Below are 21079 nucleotides of genomic sequence, written 5' to 3' on the forward strand. Positions count from 1 at the left end.
CGATTGGTAAAAGATGAAACTTAGATCGCTTTCAGCGTGCCTTTTGGCAGCGTGGCAGCGATAGCGCCTTTCTGGAACTTCAGCTCTACCGAGTCAGAAACTTCGAGAACAACGAAATCATCAGCTACTTTGGTGATCTTGCCGGCGATGCCGCCAGAGGTCACAACTTCGTCACCTTTTTGCAAGTTGCCGAGCAGGTTCTTCTGTTCTTTGGCGCGCTTGGCCTGTGGCCGCCAGATCATCAGGTAGAAGATGACCAGGAAGCCGACCAGGAAAATCCACTCGAAACCGCCACCCATAGGGCCCGCAGCAGGTGCAGCGGCGTCAGCCATCGCATTAGAGATAAAAAAGCTCATTTAGCACTCCAGTTGCAAAATTAGGGTCTTAAACGTTTTAAAACTCAGTCCAAAGGCGGAACAGGCAACCCGCGTTTGGCATAGAAGGCATCGACAAAGGCGGCCAATGTACCCTGTTGAATAGCCTCGCGCAAACCAGCCATAAGCACTTGGTAATGGCGCAAATTATGGATGGTATTGAGCATGCTCCCCAGCATTTCGCCGCACTTGTCCAGGTGATGCAGATAAGCGCGCGAGAAGTTCTGGCAGGTATAGCAATCGCAGGTCGGATCGAGCGGCGAATCATCATGGCGATGGAACGCGTTACGGATCTTCAGCACGCCGGTATCAATGAACAAGTGCCCATTGCGGGCATTACGGGTTGGCATCACGCAATCGAACATGTCCACACCGCGGCGCACACCCTCAACCAAGTCTTCCGGTTTGCCAACGCCCATAAGGTAACGAGGTTTGTCAGCCGGCATCATGCCCGGCAGATAATCGAGCACCTTGATCATCTCGTGCTTGGGCTCGCCGACCGACAGACCGCCGATCGCCAGGCCATCAAAACCGATCTTGTCGAGGCCTTCCAGTGAGCGCATGCGCAAGTCCTGGTGCATGCCGCCCTGAACGATGCCGAACAGCGCAGCAGTGTTGTCGCCATGAGCGTTTTTCGAGCGCTGAGCCCAGCGCAACGACAGCTCCATGGACACCCGCGCCACATCTTCGTCGGCCGGGTACGGCGTGCATTCGTCGAAAATCATCACGATGTCGGAGCCCAGGTCGCGCTGAACCTGCATCGACTCTTCCGGGCCCATGAACACTTTGGCGCCATCCACCGGAGAGGCGAAGGTCACGCCCTCCTCCTTGATCTTGCGCATGGCACCCAGGCTGAACACCTGGAAACCGCCGGAGTCGGTCAGAATCGGGCCTTTCCACTGCATGAAATCGTGCAGGTCGCCATGCTTCTTGATCACTTCCGTGCCAGGACGCAGCCACAGGTGAAAGGTGTTGCCCAGAATGATTTCGGCGCCCGTCGCCTCGATGTCCCGCGGCAACATGCCCTTGACCGTGCCGTAAGTGCCGACCGGCATGAAGGCTGGGGTTTCGACGGTGCCACGCGGGAAGGTCAAACGACCGCGACGCGCCTTGCCGTCGGTGGCCAGCAATTCGAAAGACATACGACTGGTGCGACTCATGCTGTTTCCTCAGGGCCGCGTGGCGCGGGATTACGGGTGATGAACATCGCATCACCGTAGCTGAAAAAGCGGTATCCATGCTCGATGGCGGCCTTGTAGGCGGCCATGGTCTCGGGATAACCGGCGAACGCCGAAACCAGCATCAACAACGTGGATTCGGGCAAATGAAAGTTGGTCACCAGGGCATCGACCACATGGAACGGTCGGCCTGGGTAGATAAAGATATCGGTGTCACCGCTGAACGGCTTGAGCACGCCATCGCGGGCCGCGCTTTCCAGCGAACGCACGCTGGTGGTCCCCACCGCCACCACGCGCCCGCCCCGCGCACGGCAGGCAGCGACCGCATCCACCACGTCCTGGCCGACTTCCAGCCATTCGTTGTGCATGTGGTGATCTTCAATCCGCTCGACGCGCACCGGCTGAAAAGTGCCCGCGCCGACGTGCAAGGTCACGAACGCCGTCTCGACGCCCTTGGCGGCAATCGCCTCCATCAGCGGCTGATCGAAATGCAGGCCGGCAGTCGGTGCCGCCACTGCGCCCAGACGCTCGGCGTAGACCGTCTGATAACGCTCGCGGTCCGAGCCTTCATCCGGGCGGTCTATATAAGGAGGCAACGGCATGTGCCCGACGCGGTCGAGCAACGGCAGCACTTCTTCGGCGAACCCCAGTTCGAACAACGCATCATGACGCGCGAGCATTTCAGCTTCGCCACCGCCGTCGATGAGTATCTTCGAACCCGGCTTCGGCGACTTGCTGGAACGCACATGGGCCAGCACGCGATGACTGTCGAGCACCCGCTCGACCAGAATTTCCAGCTTGCCGCCGGAAGCTTTCTGGCCAAACAGCCGCGCCGGAATCACCCGGGTATTGTTGAACACCATCAAGTCGCCCGGGCGCAAATGCTCAAGCAAATCAGTGAATTGACGGTGTGCCAGAGCGCCGCTGACCCCATCGAGGGTCAACAGGCGACTGCCGCGCCGCTCAGCCAAAGGGTGGCGAGCGATCAGCGAATCAGGGAGTTCGAAAGTAAAGTCAGCAACGCGCATGATGGGGTTCGTCTAGCAGGGCCGGGAAGTCTAGCGGAAATAGTGAAAATTCTCCATGTACCTGATTGACCGACGGTTATCTCATCTCTATACTTCGCCGCCATTGAGCCCTGATGGCGGAATTGGTAGACGCGGCGGATTCAAAATCCGTTTTCGAAAGGAGTGGGAGTTCGAGTCTCCCTCGGGGCACCAAAATTAAGAAAGGTCTTGCTTAGCAAGGCCTTTTTTTTCGCCTGTAGAAAAGTGGTGCCACGCACCAACCGCTGACCCACTCCACTCTGACGCACTCCAACGTCGTAGTACCTTGCTCCCACGGGAGCGGTATTAGGTGGAAAAGATTAGGGTTAGGATGAGCCCATCACGAGATCAGTCAGCCTCTGGAATTCAGTGGCAAACTCTGAATATGTATCAATGACGGTGGCCTGATGCTCGACAAACAGCGCCGCTTAAGGAATCAGGCATCAATGAGCAAGAAGAACCCCATCAGCCGGCTCACGATCAAGGGCTTCAAGTCCATCAAGAACCTGGATGACCTGAACCTTGGCAGTTTGAACGTACTGCTCGGCGCCAATGGCGCGGGGAAGAGCAGCTTCGTCTCCTACTTTCGTATGCTCAGCGAAATGATGGAACTGCGCCTGAAAAAATGGACCACTCAGCAAGGTTCCGCTGATCGTATTGTCAGTTTCGGCGTGAAAGAAACCCAAAAAATAGAGTCCTTCGTCCAGTTTGGCCTGAACGGCTACCAGTTCGAGCTAGAGCCGACGGTGGACGGAGACTTTGTATTTGCCAATGAACAGCTTTTTTTCGATGGGCCGATGTATGGGCAAGAATGGATTCCGCTCGGTTCGGGGCACCAAGAGGCCAAGCTCAAAGAAGCATTTGACTCTAAAAAATTCCGGGTTCCATACAAAAACAATGTTGTGGCTTACTGCTACGAATCGATTTCCAGCTGGAAAGTCTTCCACTTCCATGACACTAGCGACATGGCGAGCGTCAAGCGCTTTGGCCCCGCTCACATCAACGACTACCTGCGTCCTGATGCCTCGAATCTGGCAGCCTATCTTTATCGCTTGGCCACAGAGACGCCGGATGTCTACGAACAGATTCGCAAAACCATACAACTGGCCATTCCGTTCTTTGATGATTTCGTGCTCAAGCCTCGTCGACTGGATACGGAAGAAGAGCTGATCAATTTGCAGTGGCGCCAAAAAGACAGCGACTACGTCTTCTGGCCCAGCCAGCTCTCGGACGGTTCGATCCGTTTTATGTGCTTGGTCACCGCGCTGCTGCAACCCGACCCTCCATCGACCATCATCATCGATGAACCTGAACTGGGTCTGCATCCTTACGCCATCACCCTGCTGGGCTCACTGCTTCGGTCGGCGTCGACACGAATGCAGGTGATTGTCTCGACACAATCCGTGCCGCTGGTAAATGAGTTCTCCATTGACGATTTGATCATTGTCGAACGCGAGAAGGGCGCGACTGTTTTCAAACGACTCAACGAGGAGGAGTTCGAGACCTGGTTGGATGACTACTCGGTCGGTGAACTATGGGAAAAAAACATACTTGGCGGGAGGCCGCGTAAATGATTCGAGTCCATATCATTTGCGAAGGCCAGACCGAGGAAATGTTCATCAATGAGGTGCTTGCCCAAGCCTTTCATCATTTGGGCATTTATCTGATGCCTGCGCTGATAGGCAAGCCGGGCCACAAGGGCGGGAACTTCCGTTTCGAGCGCCTCCTCACCGATCTCGAAAAAAGACTGTTAGGCGATCGTCAGGCTTACTGCACAACATTTTTCGACTTCTACGGCCTACCCGAAGAGTTTCCCGGCAAGGTTGAGGCCGCCAGCAAGAGCACCATGGATGAAAAGGCCGATTGTCTCTTGGAAGCCATGATGGACAAGCTGCGAAAGAAGTTGGGGGACGATGCAATGCGTCGATTCATTCCTTATGTCCAGATGTACGAATTCGAGGGGTTGCTGTTCAGTTGTCCTAAGCGGCTAGCCATGGGAATCAACCAGCCCACCCTTGAGGACAAGTTTCTGCACATACGAAATGAGTTCGATACGCCGGAAGCCATCAATAACAGCACTGTGACGGCGCCGAGTAAACGGATCCTGAAACTTTACGACGGCTACGAAAAACCGCTACATGGCTCGCTCGCCGCGATTGAAATCGGCCTTCCCACAATCCGTGCAGAGTGCATCCGCTTCGACTCCTGGCTCAAACACATTGAATCATTGCAGCCAGTAGGGTAGGTAAACCAGCGAAAAACGGGACCACGATTATGAGCGTGAGAAAACGTGGTCCCCGTAGAAGTTGCCGAAGGCTGCGATCTTTTGATCTTGCTCTTTCGGCGCGACAGTCCGAAGCAGCTTAGCTAACGAATCAAGGATTCCCCCCATGGAATTGCCACTGGAAACAGTTGCCCTCTTCTCCCTCAAGCTGGCTTACGAAACGGAAGATCAAAGCCCGATCCTGCGTGACGATCTGGTGATGGGCGATTACCAGCGGGACGTATTCGGCTTGCTGGTACGCAGAGGTGATGTCGAGACTATCAAGGTCAAAGTGGGTGAATGCGTGGGGCTCGCGCTTGAGGCGATAGGTGGGGCTGGTACGCCGCTGGGCCGAGAGCTGGACAGATTGTCTGTTGATTTCAGCGCAGCGCAGACAATGGAGCAGCTTGATAGTCCGCTCACTGCGCTTAAGGATTACTTGAAAGATATTCAGTGAATTATTGGGTTGGGAGCACGCTTGGTGCCCCTTTACACCGACTGATACTGGGTAGGGCTTTGACTGAAATGAGAATGGACCTGTCCCCTTCCCACTGATCGTTCCCGCGCTCCGCGTGGTAACGCATCCCGTGACGCTCCGCGTCACAATTAGATGCAACACCTCACTCTCAAAAATCACAGCCCCATCTCGCACTGCCTCGGTCAGTTGACAGAAAAATAAATCAGTCCCCTTTACGCTTCAGTCCTGCCCAGTCCGACCAATGGCACGGATAAGAGACGCGCTCATCATGATATCGTTGGGCCACTTCTGAAAAATTTTATCACCTGTGAATGGAGTCAACGTGAGCGAAGAAGAACAATATCCACACAGTGCCGTTTCTTCCTGGAGCGGCTTTGTATACCAAGGGAAAATAGCCCTATACCACTGCCTTAAGTTAATACATGAAGGCGATGTGGATTTTGAGCTACAGCTGGATAGTACCGACGACTTTGCAATATATAAGAGTGGAGTCTTAGTCAGCGCCCACCAAGTTAAGGCGAACATAGGAAAATATCGCTCAAATTATAGTGAGGCTTTAGCAAAGTCGGCAAAAATAGAGCTGGACAGAATCAAAGGAACCACTCGACACTTCCATATATCTATCGCGATTTCAGATACGAGTGACTACAAGGGTGACAGCGATGAAGTTGTAAAATTTTATCCTTATGGCGACGACAAGCATTGCAGCCTAGGGAGTATCGAGGAACTCACAAAGTCAGTTATCACCAAAATCTGCAAAACCAAAGCGATTAATTTAAGCGAAAAACTTTTAAATTTAAACTACTGCTTGTTATCAGAGAAGATCAGCTCAAAGGCAATCGAAATCCATAAAAAAATCCAGATGGACGGGGACACTGAAAGAAGAGCTGCATACTCAAATAGGATTTTCGGCCAAAGCATTTTAGATGATATTATCAACAACAATCCTTATAACGACGCAGACCACTATGCTATAGATCTGAAGAGCAGGCTTCACGCGCATCTTGAAGATAGGCTAGAACAATCATTGCCTGGCATGACAGACGCCAATTATGAGAGAGCTCGGAGTCTATACGAACACATCCGGTCGACCCAAGCTAACGAGCTGAAATGTTTGTGCCAGCTAATGAAACCATCAGAACGCTTTACTCTTATTCAAAAGGCGGACATCAGAAAATATACAGGGCTTATCCAGGAAATAGGTATAGAGCCGATACTCGTCAGGCTCCCCCATTACTTATGTAAACAACATAAATTTTATATCCCTACAGCTCTCGACCTCCCAGAAATTGAGGAAAATATCTATTGTGCTTCGGATATTCGAAGCGAAATGAGCAGCAATGACGACCTGCTCGAGCTACTATTCGAGTATAACAATCTCATAGCTTACAGGGCTAAAGAGTCGTTCATGATTGACACCAAGTATACAGTCAGCTCAGACTTTTCCGGACAAGATACGCAAGAGCAAGCCGACAGCCATATTATAAAAAAACTACGCATAAGTATTTTAACCAAGGAAGAAGCAGAGGCTCGACTAAATGATCATTGAACTCATTGATGAGGCCCTAATCGCGCATCAGTTTGTAAAAAAACTTGAAACTGATAGCACACGTTTTTATAAGAGAGAGGTTGGCGATGCAATCCGGTTTGCGATACTTCACAGATTGGACGAGCTTTCTACTCCGAAAGAACTAAACTCAGCCATCATTCAATCGACTCCCGACAATTTCACAAACGATCCCTCGTACAAAAAAAATTGCGACCTAATTTGCATTCATCACCTTAAACAACTTTCAGAATTCAAAATTCACGAAGAGGAAATATTTGCAATAGAAGAAGACCCTTACCACTTCAAAAAGTATGTTCTCTACTACAGCGACGCAGAAGAGAACGTTTTACAAGGCCAGACCTATGAAAAGATACATGCCACCATCACAAACAAAGAACTATTCAATGAATACAAAATAAAACCGCTAACCGCAACGCAATACAGCGCAGCAGCGAAGATATTTATCAAGTTACCTTTCCTTGAACTACCCTTCATCAAGAGAGATCTTGTCCCCTTGCGACTACAAACAGAAGGGGCCGTGAGTGAGGAAGGCCTTACCAAAACTTATGAGGGCATACTGAAATTCTCCAGTGCTAACGTCGATGACTTGATCAAGGAAATGATTAGTGATGAATTGGCAAATATCCAGAATTGAAGTCTCTAACTTCAAAGCATTCAAGAAGGTTTCGCTAGATCTCGACAATTCATCGTTGCTCACTCTAGATGGCCCTAATGGATTTGGAAAGACCAGTATTTTTGACGCCATCGAGCTGCTGCTCACGGGACAGATTAAAAGGATCGACAATCTTTTCACCAAGCTGATGAACAAAAAACAGGTAAATTATGATGACAACCTGTTCTGGAACATCCGCTCTGGGGAGAAAGACCTGACAATCAAGATCGAATTCGTTAACCAAGAACGCACAATTACACTGGCAAGGCATGCAACCGCTAAGTCATTGAAGCAGAAAGCGTTAAACCGCGCCGATAGTTTTTCACAGTTTCTTCTTTATGACCTGGCTGAGTTTTCGTCGACCGATTACACGCTAGATAATTTACGTGAAAATGAATACATCGACGAACTCTTCGGCGAAAACTTTCGAGAAAATTTTTCGTTTTTAAACTACCTGGAACAAGGGCAAAACCCACTGCTCTTTTCGAAGATAGAGAGTAGGAAAGATGCCCTAGGCAATCTTTTTAATACCACAGACATTCTGACTGAAATTGAGAACTGCAAGGCTGTTCAACGCCGATTCACAAAGTATCTCAGCGATACTGATCGAAAAACTAAAGAAAATGAATTGATCGCCGAGGGCGAATCGCTTCGAGCCATGGCTCAAGCTGATCTTGGCAGTGTGGAGTACAAAAGACTTTCAACCGCAGATCAGCAGGCCGGTTGGGATAAAGAGGATCTCTTCCCAACTTACTCATCCGAAATCCTGGATCAATATCTAGACTCCACACGTAGACTTCAGGAGCTCCTGCTCCTTAAAAGCGCTGTGCAAATAAGATTTCAGAATGACCGCATTGACACCTATATTGAGCAAAGCATGGAGTCTCTGCGCAGCATCGCTCAGTTTGGCAATGACCTCAACAACCTGGACACTTTAGACAGCGTAAAGAAAGAGCTAGATCTGCTCGCTAAAGCTAAAGCCGCTATCCAGCGCGGTACGACAGCCATCACCCTCGCTGAGGCTCAGGCACTGCCCAGCTGGGAACCCGACCGCCTGAAGTGGTTTGAAGAGCAAATCACGACTCGCAACACTCTTTCCCAACAGAATCAATCAAATGCCACCATCGCGGCTGAACTGGCTCGCCTGAAGATCCAGTTACTTGAGGAACACGCGAAGATCCACCCCGACGACCCGAACTGCCCATTGTGCGGTGCCGACTGGCAAAAGCACCAGGCCATGCTGGATGCGATCAAGGGTAGATCTCAACAGATCGTCAGCACGCTGGGCGCTGATGGGAAGGCGCTCGTCGATCTGACTACTCGCATGACCGAGGAACTGGTGCCGATAGCTGTATACATACAGTCTCGGGAAACAACACTGTCGAACGACTACAACGAGGCCCTACACACCGCTCTAGAGCGCGCAAGAGTTCGCTTGGCAAGCATTCAACAGCTGGCCGAACGGCTTAAAACTACAGGCACACCGATCAATTACCTGTTCTCAGCGAATGCAGAGATCATGGAAGAACGCCTGCTAGAGCTCATTATTTCGATCCGCGCAAAGAAGAGCCTTGAGACAGAGACACTACCCGAGGACTGGCGGCAAACCATCGATACGACCTTCAAGGCCATTGAAGACTTCTATATTCTCGAGCAGCAAGACCTAGCCAACAAAATCCAATACATCTCCATTAAGGCCAATGAAGCACGAAGCACCAAGTTGCAAAAATCCCTTGAATCTCTGCAAAAAATTCAACGGGAGAATGAAGCAGCAACGCGTGCAAGCCAGAAGGTCAAGAGGCTACGTGACACGCTGGAGCGGGTAGAGCGCGTGTACTCTGACCACACCATTTCAGAGATTGAGCTGATCTTCCATATCTACAGCGGGCGACTCATACAGAACTATCAGCGCGGACTAGGCTTATTCATCGAGAGTCGCGAAGGTAAGCAACTGCGGTTTCTGACCGCTGAAAAGTCTGATCATGATGCCGTGCTCTCAATGAGCTCAGGGCAGGTCTCAGCACTTAGTCTGGCGTTCTTCCTCTCTCTAAACAAGGTGTACGCAGATGTCCCGCTGATCCTCATCGATGACCCCGTTCAGTCTCTAGACGAAGTGAACGTAGCGTCTCTGACTGACCTGCTTCGCTGCGAATTGAAGCTTCGTCAGCTCATCGTATCGTCGCACGAGGAAGACATTTCAGCGTACATGCGATACCGCTTTACCAAGGCAGGATTGAGCACCCGCTCCCTGAACATGCAGCACTTGGCTAAAGAGGCGTCCTAAGGATGATGTTCGAAACCATCTAGTAGGGTCGGGTGGCTACCCCCCTTTTGGGTAGCGCTCCCTCCACTATGTAGTGGTCAACTAATCCCGGACACGACGTTAAGTTTTTCTCGGCCTGTGCTGGCGCCAGCCCACCGTTGAATTGATGGGGTCGAATCCAGTTATATCGATGCATCAAAAAATGACTGATATCCCGTTGCGCCTCTTGGGTCGTTCGGTAGCCCGTTGTCGGTATCCATTCCGTTTTCAAGCTCCGAAACACGCGCTCCGAAAAAACGGGACAGATTTATTTTCATACTCATTTTCCCACCAACTAAAATGGGCGACCTGAACAAGGTCGCCCATTTTTCATACCAACAGCACCTGCGCCTGCAATCGCCGCCCAACCACGTCCAGCAAATCACAGCCATCGCGCAGTGAAGTCACCAGCACCCGCGCCAGTTCACTGTGAACCCCCTCGCCCATGGCGATGTTCTCCAGTAGTTGGGTCGCGGTGCGGATGCGGTAGGCCGCCGTTTCGTGCAGTACGTCGAGTGGCGCTTGGGTATCGATCAGCAGTGACGGGATGGTGCAGTCAATGCCGGTGACTGGCATGTATCGATCCATGACAAACCTCCATTGGGTAAACGAGCGCGGCCACTCAGTGGTGGACGGTGGGCTGACTCTCACCCGCCTCGTTGGGAGTGTCGAGGTGGTCCAGTGCTCGGTTTACCAGCAACTCCGCCAGCACGGCCAACTGTTGAATCGCCAGTGCCACATTGCGCCGCGAGCCTTCGAGTTCAAACGCCAGGTCGGTGGTCATGGCGTTGACAGAGGCGAGGGTTTCGCTGGCGTGGACCAGCAAGGTTGGCGTGTCTACGCCGGGGACAATGGTGAAGATATGGCTGACGGGATCAGGGTGACTGGGGTTACGCAAACGGGCACTGACGGCGCGTTGGGCGGTTTCGGAAAGCTCTATTGGATCGAGGTCTTCTGATGTAGAGAGCAACGGGGTTTCAAGTGGGTTTCGGGTTGTCTTTTTCATAAGGAATCTCCAGGATTTTCAGGAACCCTGCGTTTTTTCGGCCTGTCAAAACCGTCCGCTCGGCTGCAGCGAAGACAGGAGATTATCTTCCAGGAATGTTGCTTGCCAGTTCATGGAAGGCGCTATGGTTTGCGGGAAATGTCCTAGGACGGGGAGAAACACGGGACAGATAAGGTTTCATCACATTCATAATCGTGGTCTGTCCGCGTTTCCTCCCTGATACCGGTTGGTGAGGTGTGATGTTTGTGGGGGTGGACTGCTTGGGATGATGGTTGGGTATTCAGCATTGGTGGTGGCTGATCTGGCGCCTTCGCGAGCAAGCCCGCTCCCACAGGGATTGCGGGTGCCTGACAGGGATTTTTAGCCCCGAGTTTTCGGGGTTTTCAATATTCGGGGCAAAGCGAATGCTGAGAAATCAGTTTCGAAATCTCCACCATCGTAGCCCTCCCGGTGAACTCAGCCGTCACCTTCCCCAACAGCAATCCTTTGTGCATAACCCCTAAAGCAAAAAGGCATAACAACCCTTCAGGGATGAGGCACTTGGGCTGCGCTCTTCTAGACTTAACGGGTAGTCGTAGAAAGAACCAAGCACGTCGCTTTCGTGCAGATGAATCAAAGGCAGCATGGCAAGCTGCGTTATATGCCCTGAACAGGTGCGGCAAAGACCGCGCCGGGCCCAACAAGATGCCCGCTCAGGGTGCCTGGCCAACGGCCTGAAAATGCCACGAGACCGTGACGTGGTGTGAGTGCCGCAGCCGACACTTTCGGACAACCGACAACCGCCTGGTTTGCCCGTGACCGTGAGGAATGCTGTATGCCTGATGAGATGTTGCACCTGCCGATGGTCAACAGCCTGCTGGAGCGCCACAAGGGTTCGCCCGGCGCACTGTTGCCGATCCTTCATGATATTCAGGAGGGCATCGGTTACATCCCCGATGCCGCCGTCCCCGAGATTGCCCACGCGCTCAACTTGAGTCAGGCCGAGGTTCGCGGGGTGATCAGCTTCTACCATGACTTCCGTACCGCGCCCCCGGCGCGGCATATCCTGCGTCTGTGCCGGGCCGAGTCCTGCCAGAGCCGCGGCGCCGAGCAGCTCGCGGCGCAGTTGCGTGAACGCCTGCAACTGGACGACCACGGCAGCAGTGCCGACGGCAACATCAGCCTGCGCCCGGTGTATTGCCTCGGCGCCTGCGCCTGTTCGCCGGCTCTGGAGCTCGATGGTCAGGTGCATGCGCGGCTTAGCGCCGAGCGTCTGGATGCCCTGCTCGACGCTTGCCTGGAGGACGCATGATGCCGAGTCTTTATCTGCCCTGTGATTCGCTTGCCCGTGCCGTGGGTGCCGATGAGGTGGCCGTGGCCCTGGTCACTCAGGCCCGCGAACGCAATCTGCCGCTGGACCTGCAACGCACCAGTTCTCGCGGCCTGTACTGGCTGGAGCCGCTGCTGGAAGTGGACAGCCCGCAAGGCCGTATCGGCTTCGGCCCGCTGACCGCTGCCGATGTGCCGTCGCTGCTCGATGCGCTGCAAGGCGAGCCGTCCGCCCATCCACTGGCCTTGGGCCGGGTGGAAGAGCTGCCTTATCTGAAGACACAACAACGCCTGTTGTTCGCCCGCGCTGGCATTACCCGGCCGCTGTCCCTTGAGGATTACCGGGCCCACGGCGGCTTCGAGGGCTTGACCCGGGCCGTCGCTCTGGGCGGCGAGCAGACCGCGACCGCCGTGTTCGATTCGGGCCTGCGTGGCCGTGGCGGCGCAGCCTTCCCGGCCGGGATCAAATGGCGCACGGTGCGCGGCACTCAGGCGGCGCAGAAGTACATTGTGTGCAACGCCGACGAAGGCGACTCCGGCACCTTCGCCGACCGCATGTTGATGGAAGGCGACCCCTTCCTGCTGATCGAAGGCATGGCCATTGCCGGCATCACCGTCGGCGCCAGCTACGGCTACATCTATGTGCGCTCGGAATATCCACAGGCCGTGGCCACCCTGCGCGCGGCATTAGATATCGCCCGGTCCGCCGGTTACCTCGGTGCCAATGTCGGCGGCAGCGGCCAGGCCTTCGACATGGAAGTGCGCGTCGGTGCCGGCGCTTACATCTGCGGTGAAGAAACCGCGCTGCTCGACTCGCTCGAAGGCAAGCGCGGGATCGTCCGCGCCAAGCCACCGATCCCGGCCTTGCAGGGCCTGTTCGGCCTGCCGACCCTGGTGCATAACGTACTGACGCTGGCCTCGGTGCCGCTGATTCTGGCCAAGGGCGCGCAGTTCTATCGCGATTACGGCATGGGCCGTTCCCTCGGCACCATGCCCTTCCAACTGGCGGGCAATGTTCGTCACGGCGGCCTGGTGGAACGGGCCTTTGGCCTGACCCTGCGGGAACTGGTGGAAGACTACGGCGGCGGTACCGCCAGTGGCCGGCCGCTGAAAGCCGCGCAGGTTGGCGGCCCTCTCGGCGCCTGGGTGCCGCCTGGGCAATTCGACACACCGCTGGACTACGAAGCCTTCGCCGCCATCGGTGCCATGCTCGGTCACGGGGGTGTGGTGGTGGCTGACGACAGCCTCGACATGGCCCACATGGCGCGCTTCGCCATGCAGTTCTGCGCCGAAGAATCCTGTGGCAAATGCACGCCATGCCGCATTGGCTCGACCCGCGGCGTGGAGGTGATCGACCGCCTGCTGGCCGCGCCGGACCAGAGCAGTCGTGATGAACAGGTGATCATCCTCAAGGACCTGTGCGACACCCTGCAGTACGGTTCGTTGTGCGCATTGGGCGGCATGGTCTCCTTTCCGGTCGCCAGCGCCCTCAAGTACTTCCCCGCCGACTTCGGTCTGCAATCTTCGGAGGCCGACCAATGATCACTCTCTTCGACCCGAACACCGATATCGATCTGGGCACCCCTGCGCGCAACAGCGAGGTGCAGGTCACCCTGAACATCGACGGTCAAAGCATCAGCGTGCCCGAAGGCACCTCGGTGATGCGCGCCGCCGCGCTGCTGGGCACCACCATTCCCAAACTGTGTGCCACCGACAGCCTGGAAGCCTTCGGCTCCTGCCGCATGTGCCTGGTCGAGATCGACGGCATGCGCGGCTACCCGGCGTCCTGCACCACGCCGGTCAGCGAAGGCATGAGCGTGCACACCCAGACGCCGAAGCTCGCCACCCTGCGCCGCAACGTCATGGAGCTGTACATCTCCGATCACCCGCTGGACTGCCTGACTTGCTCGGCCAACGGCAACTGCGAGCTGCAAACCGTCGCCGGCCAGGTCGGCCTGCGGGAAGTGCGTTACGGCTATGAAGGCGAGAACCATCTGGCCGATGTGAAGGACACTTCCAACCCTTACTTCGACTACGACCCGAGCAAGTGCATCGTCTGTAACCGCTGCGTGCGCGCCTGCGAAGAAACCCAGGGCACCTTTGCCCTGACCATTACCGGACGCGGTTTCGAATCCCGGGTCGCGGCCGCCGGTGGCGAGAACTTCCTCGACTCGGAATGCGTGTCCTGCGGTGCCTGTGTACAAGCCTGCCCGACCGCGACGCTGATGGAAAAAAGCGTGGTCGAGCTGGGTCAGCCCGAACACAGCGTGATCACTACCTGCGCCTATTGCGGCGTGGGTTGCTCGTTCCGCGCCGAGATGAAAGGCGACCAGGTCGTGCGCATGGTTCCCGACAAGAACGGCCAGGCCAACCACGGCCACTCGTGCGTCAAAGGGCGCTTTGCCTGGGGCTACGCGACCCACCCGGATCGCATCACCAAGCCGATGATCCGCAAGCACATCAACGACCCTTGGCAGGAAGTCAGCTGGGATGAAGCGGTGACCTACGCCGCCAGCGAATTCCGTCGCCTGCAGCAAAAATACGGCCGCGACTCCATTGGCGGCATCACCTCCAGCCGCTGCACCAACGAAGAAACCTATCTGGTGCAAAAACTGGTGCGCGCCGCGTTTGGCAACAACAACGTCGACACCTGCGCGCGGGTCTGCCACTCGCCGACCGGCTATGGCCTGAAACAAACCCTGGGCGAGTCCGCCGGCACCCAGAGTTTCGACTCGGTGATGCAGGCCGACGTGATCCTGGTGATGGGCGCCAACCCCAGCGACGCCCACCCGGTGTTCGCCTCCCAGCTCAAGCGCCGCCTGCGTGAAGGCGCGCGGCTGATCGTCATCGACCCACGCCGCATTGATCTGGTGGACACGGTGCATGCCCGCGCCGAACTGCATCTGGCGCTGCGCCCCGGCACCAACGTCGCCATGCTCAACGCCCTGGCCCACGTCATCGTCACCGAAGGCCTGCTCAACCAGGCCTTTATCGACGCTCGTTGCGAGGGCAGCGATTTCGCCCAGTGGAAAGCGTTCGTCAGCCGCGCGGAAAACTCGCCGGAAGTCCTTGGCGAGATCTGCGGCGTCGCCGCTGCCGACATCCGCGCCGCCGCCCGTCTGTATGCCACCGGTGGCAATGCGGCGATCTACTATGGCCTGGGCGTCACCGAACACAGCCAGGGCAGCACCGCGGTCATGGGCATCGCCAACCTGGCCATGGTCACGGGCAACATCGGCCGCGAAGGCGTGGGCGTGAACCCGCTGCGTGGGCAGAATAACGTTCAGGGCTCCTGCGACATGGGTTCCTTCCCGCACGAACTGCCCGGCTACCGGCACATCTCCAACGAGGTGGTACGCGCGCAGTTCGAACAGGCCTGGAACGTTACGCTGCAACCCGATCCGGGCCTGCGCATTCCCAACATGTTCGAAGCCGCCCTGGGCGGCAGCTTCAAGGGCTTGTATTGCCAGGGTGAAGACATCGCCCAGAGCGATCCCAATACCCAGCACGTCACCGCGGCCCTGTCGGCCATGGAATGCATCGTGGTGCAGGACATTTTCCTCAACGAAACCGCCAAGTTCGCCCACGTGTTCCTGCCGGGCAGCTCGTTCCTGGAAAAAGACGGCACCTTCACCAACGCCGAGCGGCGCATCTCCCGGGTGCGCAAAGTCATGGAACCGCTGGGCGGCAAGGCCGACTGGGAAGGCACCGTGGCCCTGGCCAACGCCCTCGGTTACCCGATGAACTACCAACACCCGTCGCAAATCATGGATGAAATCGCCAGCCTGACGCCGACCTTCACCAACGTCAGCTACGCCTCACTGGAGCGCCACGGCAGCCTGCAATGGCCGTGCAACGCTGCGGCACCGGACGGCACGCCGACCATGCACATCGAGGAATTCGTGCGCGGCAAGGGGCGCTTCATGCTCACCGGTTACGTGCCCACCGAAGAAAAGGTCAACAGCCGCTATCCGCTGCTGCTGACCACCGGGCGTATCCTCAGCCAGTACAACGTCGGCGCCCAGACCCGGCGTACCGACAACGTCGCCTGGCACGACGAAGACCGCCTGGAAATCCACCCGACCGACGCCGAGAGCCGTGGCATCAACGAAGGTGACTGGGTCGGCATCGGCAGCCGCGCCGGGCAAACCGTCCTGCGTGCGCGGATCACCGAACGGGTCGCCCCGGGTGTGGTGTACACCACCTTCCACTTCCCGGAATCGGGGGCCAACGTCATCACCACCGACAACTCCGACTGGGCCACCAACTGTCCGGAATACAAAGTCACCGCCGTGGAAGTCAGCCGCGTCTACCACCCTTCCGAGTGGCAAAAACGCTACCAGGCATTCAGCGACGAACAGCAACGCCTGCTCGATGAACGCCGCCAGGCACGCGCTGCCGGAGCAAAAGCCGAGGTACGCCGATGAGCACCGCCAACCTGATCAAAATGGCTAACCAGATCGCCCAGTACTTCGCCAGCGAACCGGACCAGAAACAGGCCGTGCTCGACGTGCGTAATCACCTGAAAATGTACTGGACGCCCGGCATGCGCAAGGAATTGCTGGCCTGGCAGACAGAGCATCAGGGCGCAGACTTGCATCCGCTGGTGCAATCAGCGGTCAGTGGCGCGGGCTGGGAGGCTTAGGTTCACCTGATCCATTGGTATTGCCCCTTGGTTTGTGAAGACAGGCCAAGGGGCAAACTCATGCTCCGCTTGATAACGCCTCCCGTTCTTCCCCCCCCTCCAAAACCAACAATCCCGTCCCCTGTTATTTGTAGCGTCTCCTTCAGTCGATCAAATAGCGCATATCAACACTGATCTGATATTTCAAATTCATCCAAGGGCGGCACATTTACCGGGGTGAGAATTTGGCGCCCGACTATACTAAAAATGTTTAGTACGTATTGATGAATGCGGCGGATGGATGTATTAGAAGTGATGGAAGTTTATATATTGATCAACACTTGAAAGTTGCTGATTAATAATAGTCCCCCGTGATGCCTTGGTGTAGCAGAGAGGATTTGATATGAACGCACTGTTGAATGAACTGCACACCTATCATCATGAGGTGGCACTCAAAATTACCCAGATCAAAGGATTACTGAGGAAAATGAAGCATGAGTCCGCGGGTGCCGATGATCGCAAGTTGTTGTTTCAGGAACTGGAAGCCTTGCATGGTGACGCAGAGCGGCATCACCACGAAAATGAAGAGACTATCCGGCGGGCCTTGCTGGAGACCGAGGCACCGATCCACCCACGGGTCAAGGATATCGAGCGAGATCATCTGGCATTTGGGCGTATTGCTGGACAACTCAAGGCGTTGGAAGAGTCAACTCAGGAAATAAAAGTGATCGTTGATACCATCGATGACTTTATCAAGAAATACTATGATCATATGGAGTCCGAGGAGAATATCTTCTTTCCGATGGCAGATAAGTGGCTGTCAGATACTCAGTGGCAGGAAGTAAAGAGCCAGTGGCATTAAGCGGAGTGCTCAACATCTTTAATCAAGACTGGGCTGTTATTACATATTAGAGTTCACAAAGTCATTGCGTGGATGAAATGGGCGACCTGAACAAGGTCGCCCATTTTTTATCTGTTTTCGTGACAACTGAACACCGCCCCACTTCCTGCCCTCCAACCGGACGGCTTCTCGGCTCAACAACCTTGGTCAAAGCTGACTGGCTTCCCCTTGCGTGAAGCAGCCCTTCAGGCTATGGAAAAACCTGCCCTTTTTTCCGATCCCCAGCCAGCTTTTCTCAGATACGGCCTTTTGCAATCGTACGACACTCTCTAGAATCCGCCTGGCGCTCCGCATGGAGGCGCGTTGCCATCAATTAAGGAAGTTGTCATGCAATTTGGAAAAATTCTGGGGTTGACCCTGGTGCTTGCGCCAGTTTTACCAAGGACGAAGTGGCTCCGGTGACTCTGCCGTCCATGTCCAGCTATTCGAACAAACCGAATGTCTATGTGGACTTCAACTTCTATCAAGGCGAGCCAAAAAGCGCTTCAGCCGTTGAAGTTCCACAAGCGCGTGACATGCTCAAGCCTGAACTGCAAAAAGTGCTGAACGATTCCGGGCTCTTTGGCCGCGTCACGCTGGACAAGTTCCAGCAACAGCCTGGCGACTACAACCTGCGCCTCAAGGTTTACAACCACCCACCGGGGGTGGCCAGTTGGCCATGGCCTATAAGGGATTTTTTCACGGCGTTTCCTTGCGTGAGTACAGGGGATGAGCCCTGGCGAACCTGCCCAGCACCGTCGGCAAGAAGCTACCAAGAGCTTCCTGAAGCCCAAGACGAGCCTATCCCTTGAGCTTCAGCTCGGAGACGTCCGTGATGCTCTCGTGGTTGAATTCCGAAAACTGCCAGGTGTCACGCCGACGACCTTCTTGAAGGCTCTTGTCATATGGCTCTGGTCAAAAAATCCGCAACAAAAGGACGCTTCCGCAAGACTCACGCCCATGCGTAGAAGGTTTTGTACGTGAGCGATTCTTTTTTGGATTTGATAGCTGTGAGGAGAGAGGCCGACGTTCTTTTTGAACACCCGGATCATGTACAGAGGGTCGAGATCAACGAGTTTGGCGAGGTTTTCCAGCGGTATGTTTTTATCGAATTCATCTTCCAGCTTTTTCTTGATGCGTTTTACCGCATCACGCTCGGTGGCCTCTGAAGATTTTATGATCACCCCATGCCTCTGAAAGAGCTGTGTGACCAACTCCAGCAGGATGGTCTCGCGCTCAAGGCTAGGGTTGGACTTTTCGATGAGCTGATGGTGATACAAAAACGATTGAGCAAACAGGTCGTCTTGAGTCAGCGCTTGTTGAAAAAGATGAATGTGTTCCGAAGAATACCTGTCTTGCAAGACCACTTTATTAAGCCATGCCGGGTCAATATAAAGCATCCGATACATCCAGCCGCCATCGCTTCCGGGAAGCCCGTCATGTATCTCACCCGGGCTGATAGTGACCACACTCCCGGCAGTTCCAACGTAATGGGAACCCCGATAGAAGAGCTTTTCAACGCCGCCGCTTATGACGCCGATCGCGTAGCGATCGTGTGAATGCCTGCCAAATGACTGGGTGCTGTAGCGTGCCGACAGCAGCTCGCAATCACCCTCAGGTATCCGCCAGAACCGAGAGAAATCCTCATTGATTTTTGCGGAGCTTTTGCGGCGCGGGTGCTCTTTCATGACCTGTCCAGTTTTGTGCAAGACGTTCGAAAAATGGCCTGATAAATTTAGCATCAATTCCTTAATACGAGCCAGGAAAAACAATGCCAACTAAACTAGTTATCGGGGATTTCAATAAATCTTCTTGGTCATTTCGGGCGTGGCTGGTACTGGTGACTGCTGATATTTCGTTTGAAACCATTCAAATAAAACTGGAAGAAAAGGATACTCGAAAACGTATTCTAAAGTACTCCCCGTCAGGAAAGGTACCCGCGCTACTTCGGGACGATATTGTTATCAACGACAGCCTGGCGATTTCTGAATATATTGCCAGCGTCTACCCTGAAGCAAACTTGTGGCCGCAAGAACAACACATTAAAGCGGTGGCTCGGGCGGCAGCGGCGGAAATGCACTCTGGCTTTACCCATGTCCGCACGCAGATGTCGTTTGGTTTGAACACCGGTGACACCCCAGACGTGTTGACGACAGAAACCAAGGATGAAATTCAGCGCATTTTCAACATCTGGAGCCACTTGAGAACGGTGAGCGGTTCCACGAAGTTCCTCTGCGGTGAATTTGGGATCGTGGATGCCATGTTTGCCCCGGTAGTTTTCCGCTTTCGTCGCTATGGGATTGCCGTGCCGGCACCGCTGCAAGCCTATGTCGATGCGGTGCTGGCTTACCCGCCGGTGCAGCAGTGGTTGCAGCTGGCCGCCGAAGAGATCTAGCGGGTCCGCAGCCCAAATGCTGCGCGACTGAATCAGAGTGTTGCCTAACCATCAGTGGAGTCGCTATGTCGACCAATAGGGCCGTACTGGAGTTGACGGTGGGTGGCTTGATGCTCAGCCTTTCTGCCTTGGCCGTGGCCTTCGCCCATATCGGGGCGGGGGGCGCCGGGTTTTATCGGATGTTGTTTGCCTCGGTGTTGTTTTACCTGCTGTTAAAACTTCGCAAGACTCCGATAAAGTTGCAAGACAGCAAGGCCCGGTTATACACCGCGCTGGCGGGCGTTTTTTTAGCGGTTGATTTGATTCTCTGGCATCAGAGTATTTATATAGTCGGTCCGGGCATTGGTTCGATCCTGACTAATTGCCAAGTGTTCTTTATGACCCTCTTGGGGCTTTATCTCTTGAAAGAAAAGCCCTCGATCTACTTTGTAATATCGATCACTTTGGCGTTCTCCGGACTGTACATGTTGCTGCTGCCTGAGATGGCCACGACGATAGGGATAAAGGGTGTTGTCTATGGCGTGTTGTCAGGGTTGGCTTATGCCATTTGCGTGTACTTCCTGAAGATCAACACCAAATTGCCAGAGGGTGGAGGAGACAAGATCGCCCAAATGCTTAACCTGAGTATCTGGGCAGCACTCGTTCTGCTGGGCTATGCCGTTGCAAATGGAGAAAGCCTGGTGATTGCGGATCAACAAACGCTGGTCATGCTGATTATCTATGGCGTGCTCGTGCAGTTTGTTGGCTGGCTATTGGTCAACCGCTCGATTGGCTCCATCAGCCTGGGCCTGGCTGGCTTGATTCTGCTGCTGGAACCGGTGATCACCTACTTCATCGATGTCGTTTTCTTGCATAAAGCCAGCTCCATGCTGCAAATCAGCGGTGCGTTGATCACCATCGTCGCGGTTTACATCGGTTCGATAAAACCACCGGAGAAGGCTTCGTCGCTGACTGAACCGGCTTGACCTGATGGCATTACGATAAGGGAAAAAGGGACTGATTT

At 54.7% G+C, this 21079-nt stretch carries 20 protein-coding genes, 1 tRNA gene and 1 pseudogene; 15 read left to right on the forward strand and 7 right to left on the reverse strand.

Translation table 11 applies throughout. From position 1 onward, the window contains the following. Nucleotides 1-20: 20 nt before the first annotated feature. The 3 genes from yajC to queA are packed head-to-tail and all read right to left on the reverse strand — an operon-like array spanning nt 21 to nt 2580. On the reverse strand, nt 21-356 hold the full coding sequence (yajC, locus tag AC1RPZ_RS06960; RefSeq protein WP_123425083.1) for a preprotein translocase subunit YajC: 336 nt from the start codon (nt 354-356) through the stop codon (nt 21-23). Between the two features lie 44 nt (nt 357-400). Further along, nucleotides 401-1516 (reverse strand): tRNA guanosine(34) transglycosylase Tgt, encoded by a 1116-nt coding sequence (gene tgt, locus AC1RPZ_RS06965; RefSeq protein WP_185019828.1) that lies wholly within the window; start codon nt 1514-1516, stop codon nt 401-403. A gap of 14 nt (nt 1517-1530) precedes the next feature. Beyond that, nucleotides 1531-2580: a tRNA preQ1(34) S-adenosylmethionine ribosyltransferase-isomerase QueA gene (gene queA, locus AC1RPZ_RS06970; RefSeq protein ID WP_493136141.1), complete on the reverse strand. Its 1050-nt coding sequence runs from the start codon at nt 2578-2580 to the stop codon at nt 1531-1533. 107 nt (nt 2581-2687) lie between these two features. Between queA and AC1RPZ_RS06975 the strand changes: the two genes are divergently transcribed. From AC1RPZ_RS06975 to AC1RPZ_RS07005, 7 genes are all read left to right on the forward strand, one after another. Beyond that, nucleotides 2688-2772, forward strand: a tRNA-Leu gene (locus tag AC1RPZ_RS06975). 272 nt (nt 2773-3044) lie between these two features. Beyond that, nucleotides 3045-4172, forward strand: coding sequence for an AAA family ATPase (locus tag AC1RPZ_RS06980; RefSeq protein WP_493136143.1), 1128 nt, complete (start codon nt 3045-3047; stop codon nt 4170-4172). After that, the gene (locus AC1RPZ_RS06985; RefSeq protein WP_493136145.1) at nt 4169-4843 is read left to right on the forward strand and encodes a DUF4276 family protein; all 675 of its coding nucleotides are present in this window, start codon (nt 4169-4171) and stop codon (nt 4841-4843) included. Before AC1RPZ_RS06980 ends, AC1RPZ_RS06985 begins: the two co-directional genes overlap by 4 nt. 145 nt (nt 4844-4988) lie before the next feature. Further along, nucleotides 4989-5318 (forward strand): hypothetical protein, encoded by a 330-nt coding sequence (locus tag AC1RPZ_RS06990; protein WP_493136147.1) that lies wholly within the window; start codon nt 4989-4991, stop codon nt 5316-5318. A 343-nt stretch (nt 5319-5661) separates the two neighbouring features. Further along, on the forward strand, nt 5662-6888 hold the full coding sequence (locus AC1RPZ_RS06995) for an ABC-three component system protein (protein WP_493136149.1): 1227 nt from the start codon (nt 5662-5664) through the stop codon (nt 6886-6888). Continuing rightward, nucleotides 6878-7543, forward strand: a complete 666-nt coding sequence (locus AC1RPZ_RS07000) for an ABC-three component system middle component 1 (protein WP_493136152.1) — start codon at nt 6878-6880, stop codon at nt 7541-7543. The genes AC1RPZ_RS06995 and AC1RPZ_RS07000 overlap by 11 nt, the downstream gene beginning before the upstream one ends. Beyond that, nucleotides 7518-9845 carry an AAA family ATPase gene (locus AC1RPZ_RS07005; RefSeq protein WP_493136153.1) on the forward strand — a complete coding sequence of 776 codons (2328 nt, stop codon included), beginning with the start codon at nt 7518-7520 and terminating at the stop codon, nt 9843-9845. Before AC1RPZ_RS07000 ends, AC1RPZ_RS07005 begins: the two co-directional genes overlap by 26 nt. A 77-nt stretch (nt 9846-9922) precedes the next feature. Here the strand turns inward: AC1RPZ_RS07005 and AC1RPZ_RS07010 are convergent. The 3 genes and pseudogenes from AC1RPZ_RS07010 to AC1RPZ_RS07020 form a co-directional block, all read right to left on the reverse strand. After that, a pseudogene (locus tag AC1RPZ_RS07010) lies at nt 9923-10113 on the reverse strand (integrase core domain-containing protein); the annotation flags it as partial. Between the two features lie 80 nt (nt 10114-10193). Next, a complete protein-coding gene (locus AC1RPZ_RS07015) occupies nt 10194-10451 on the reverse strand; it encodes a hypothetical protein (RefSeq protein ID WP_493136155.1) in 258 nt (85 codons plus the stop codon). A 34-nt stretch (nt 10452-10485) separates the two neighbouring features. Further along, entirely contained in the window at nt 10486-10869 is a 384-nt protein-coding gene (locus AC1RPZ_RS07020; protein WP_493136157.1) for a DUF6124 family protein, read from the reverse strand. 814 nt (nt 10870-11683) lie between these two features. On the opposite strand from AC1RPZ_RS07020, the gene AC1RPZ_RS07025 reads away from it, so the two are divergent. The 6 genes from AC1RPZ_RS07025 to AC1RPZ_RS07050 all read left to right on the forward strand — a co-directional run bounded on the left by AC1RPZ_RS07025 (nt 11684) and on the right by AC1RPZ_RS07050 (nt 18493). Then, nucleotides 11684-12160, forward strand: coding sequence for a formate dehydrogenase subunit gamma (locus AC1RPZ_RS07025; protein WP_123425075.1), 477 nt, complete (start codon nt 11684-11686; stop codon nt 12158-12160). Then, nucleotides 12157-13719, forward strand: a complete 1563-nt coding sequence (locus tag AC1RPZ_RS07030; protein ID WP_493136159.1) for a formate dehydrogenase beta subunit — start codon at nt 12157-12159, stop codon at nt 13717-13719. The genes AC1RPZ_RS07025 and AC1RPZ_RS07030 overlap by 4 nt, the downstream gene beginning before the upstream one ends. Further along, the gene (fdhF, locus tag AC1RPZ_RS07035) at nt 13716-16604 is read left to right on the forward strand and encodes a formate dehydrogenase subunit alpha (protein WP_493136161.1); all 2889 of its coding nucleotides are present in this window, start codon (nt 13716-13718) and stop codon (nt 16602-16604) included. Before AC1RPZ_RS07030 ends, fdhF begins: the two co-directional genes overlap by 4 nt. Then, nucleotides 16601-16822 (forward strand): formate dehydrogenase subunit delta, encoded by a 222-nt coding sequence (locus AC1RPZ_RS07040; RefSeq protein ID WP_103318102.1) that lies wholly within the window; start codon nt 16601-16603, stop codon nt 16820-16822. The genes fdhF and AC1RPZ_RS07040 overlap by 4 nt, the downstream gene beginning before the upstream one ends. 382 nt (nt 16823-17204) lie before the next feature. Beyond that, nucleotides 17205-17663, forward strand: coding sequence for a hemerythrin domain-containing protein (locus AC1RPZ_RS07045; RefSeq protein WP_493136163.1), 459 nt, complete (start codon nt 17205-17207; stop codon nt 17661-17663). A gap of 437 nt (nt 17664-18100) precedes the next feature. Next, nucleotides 18101-18493 carry a hypothetical protein gene (locus AC1RPZ_RS07050; protein ID WP_493136165.1) on the forward strand — a complete coding sequence of 131 codons (393 nt, stop codon included), beginning with the start codon at nt 18101-18103 and terminating at the stop codon, nt 18491-18493. A 3-nt stretch (nt 18494-18496) separates the two neighbouring features. Here AC1RPZ_RS07050 and AC1RPZ_RS07055 read toward each other — a convergent pair whose 3' ends face one another. Continuing rightward, nucleotides 18497-19369, reverse strand: a complete 873-nt coding sequence (locus tag AC1RPZ_RS07055; protein ID WP_493136167.1) for an AraC family transcriptional regulator — start codon at nt 19367-19369, stop codon at nt 18497-18499. Between the two features lie 83 nt (nt 19370-19452). On the opposite strand from AC1RPZ_RS07055, the gene AC1RPZ_RS07060 reads away from it, so the two are divergent. Both AC1RPZ_RS07060 and AC1RPZ_RS07065 read left to right on the forward strand, forming a co-directional pair. After that, a complete protein-coding gene (locus tag AC1RPZ_RS07060) occupies nt 19453-20076 on the forward strand; it encodes a glutathione S-transferase family protein (protein ID WP_493136169.1) in 624 nt (207 codons plus the stop codon). Between the two features lie 65 nt (nt 20077-20141). Continuing rightward, the gene (locus AC1RPZ_RS07065; protein WP_493136171.1) at nt 20142-21041 is read left to right on the forward strand and encodes a DMT family transporter; all 900 of its coding nucleotides are present in this window, start codon (nt 20142-20144) and stop codon (nt 21039-21041) included. Nucleotides 21042-21079 lie beyond the last annotated feature (38 nt).

The organism is Pseudomonas sp. GW822-FHT02D10 (assembly GCF_058802345.1).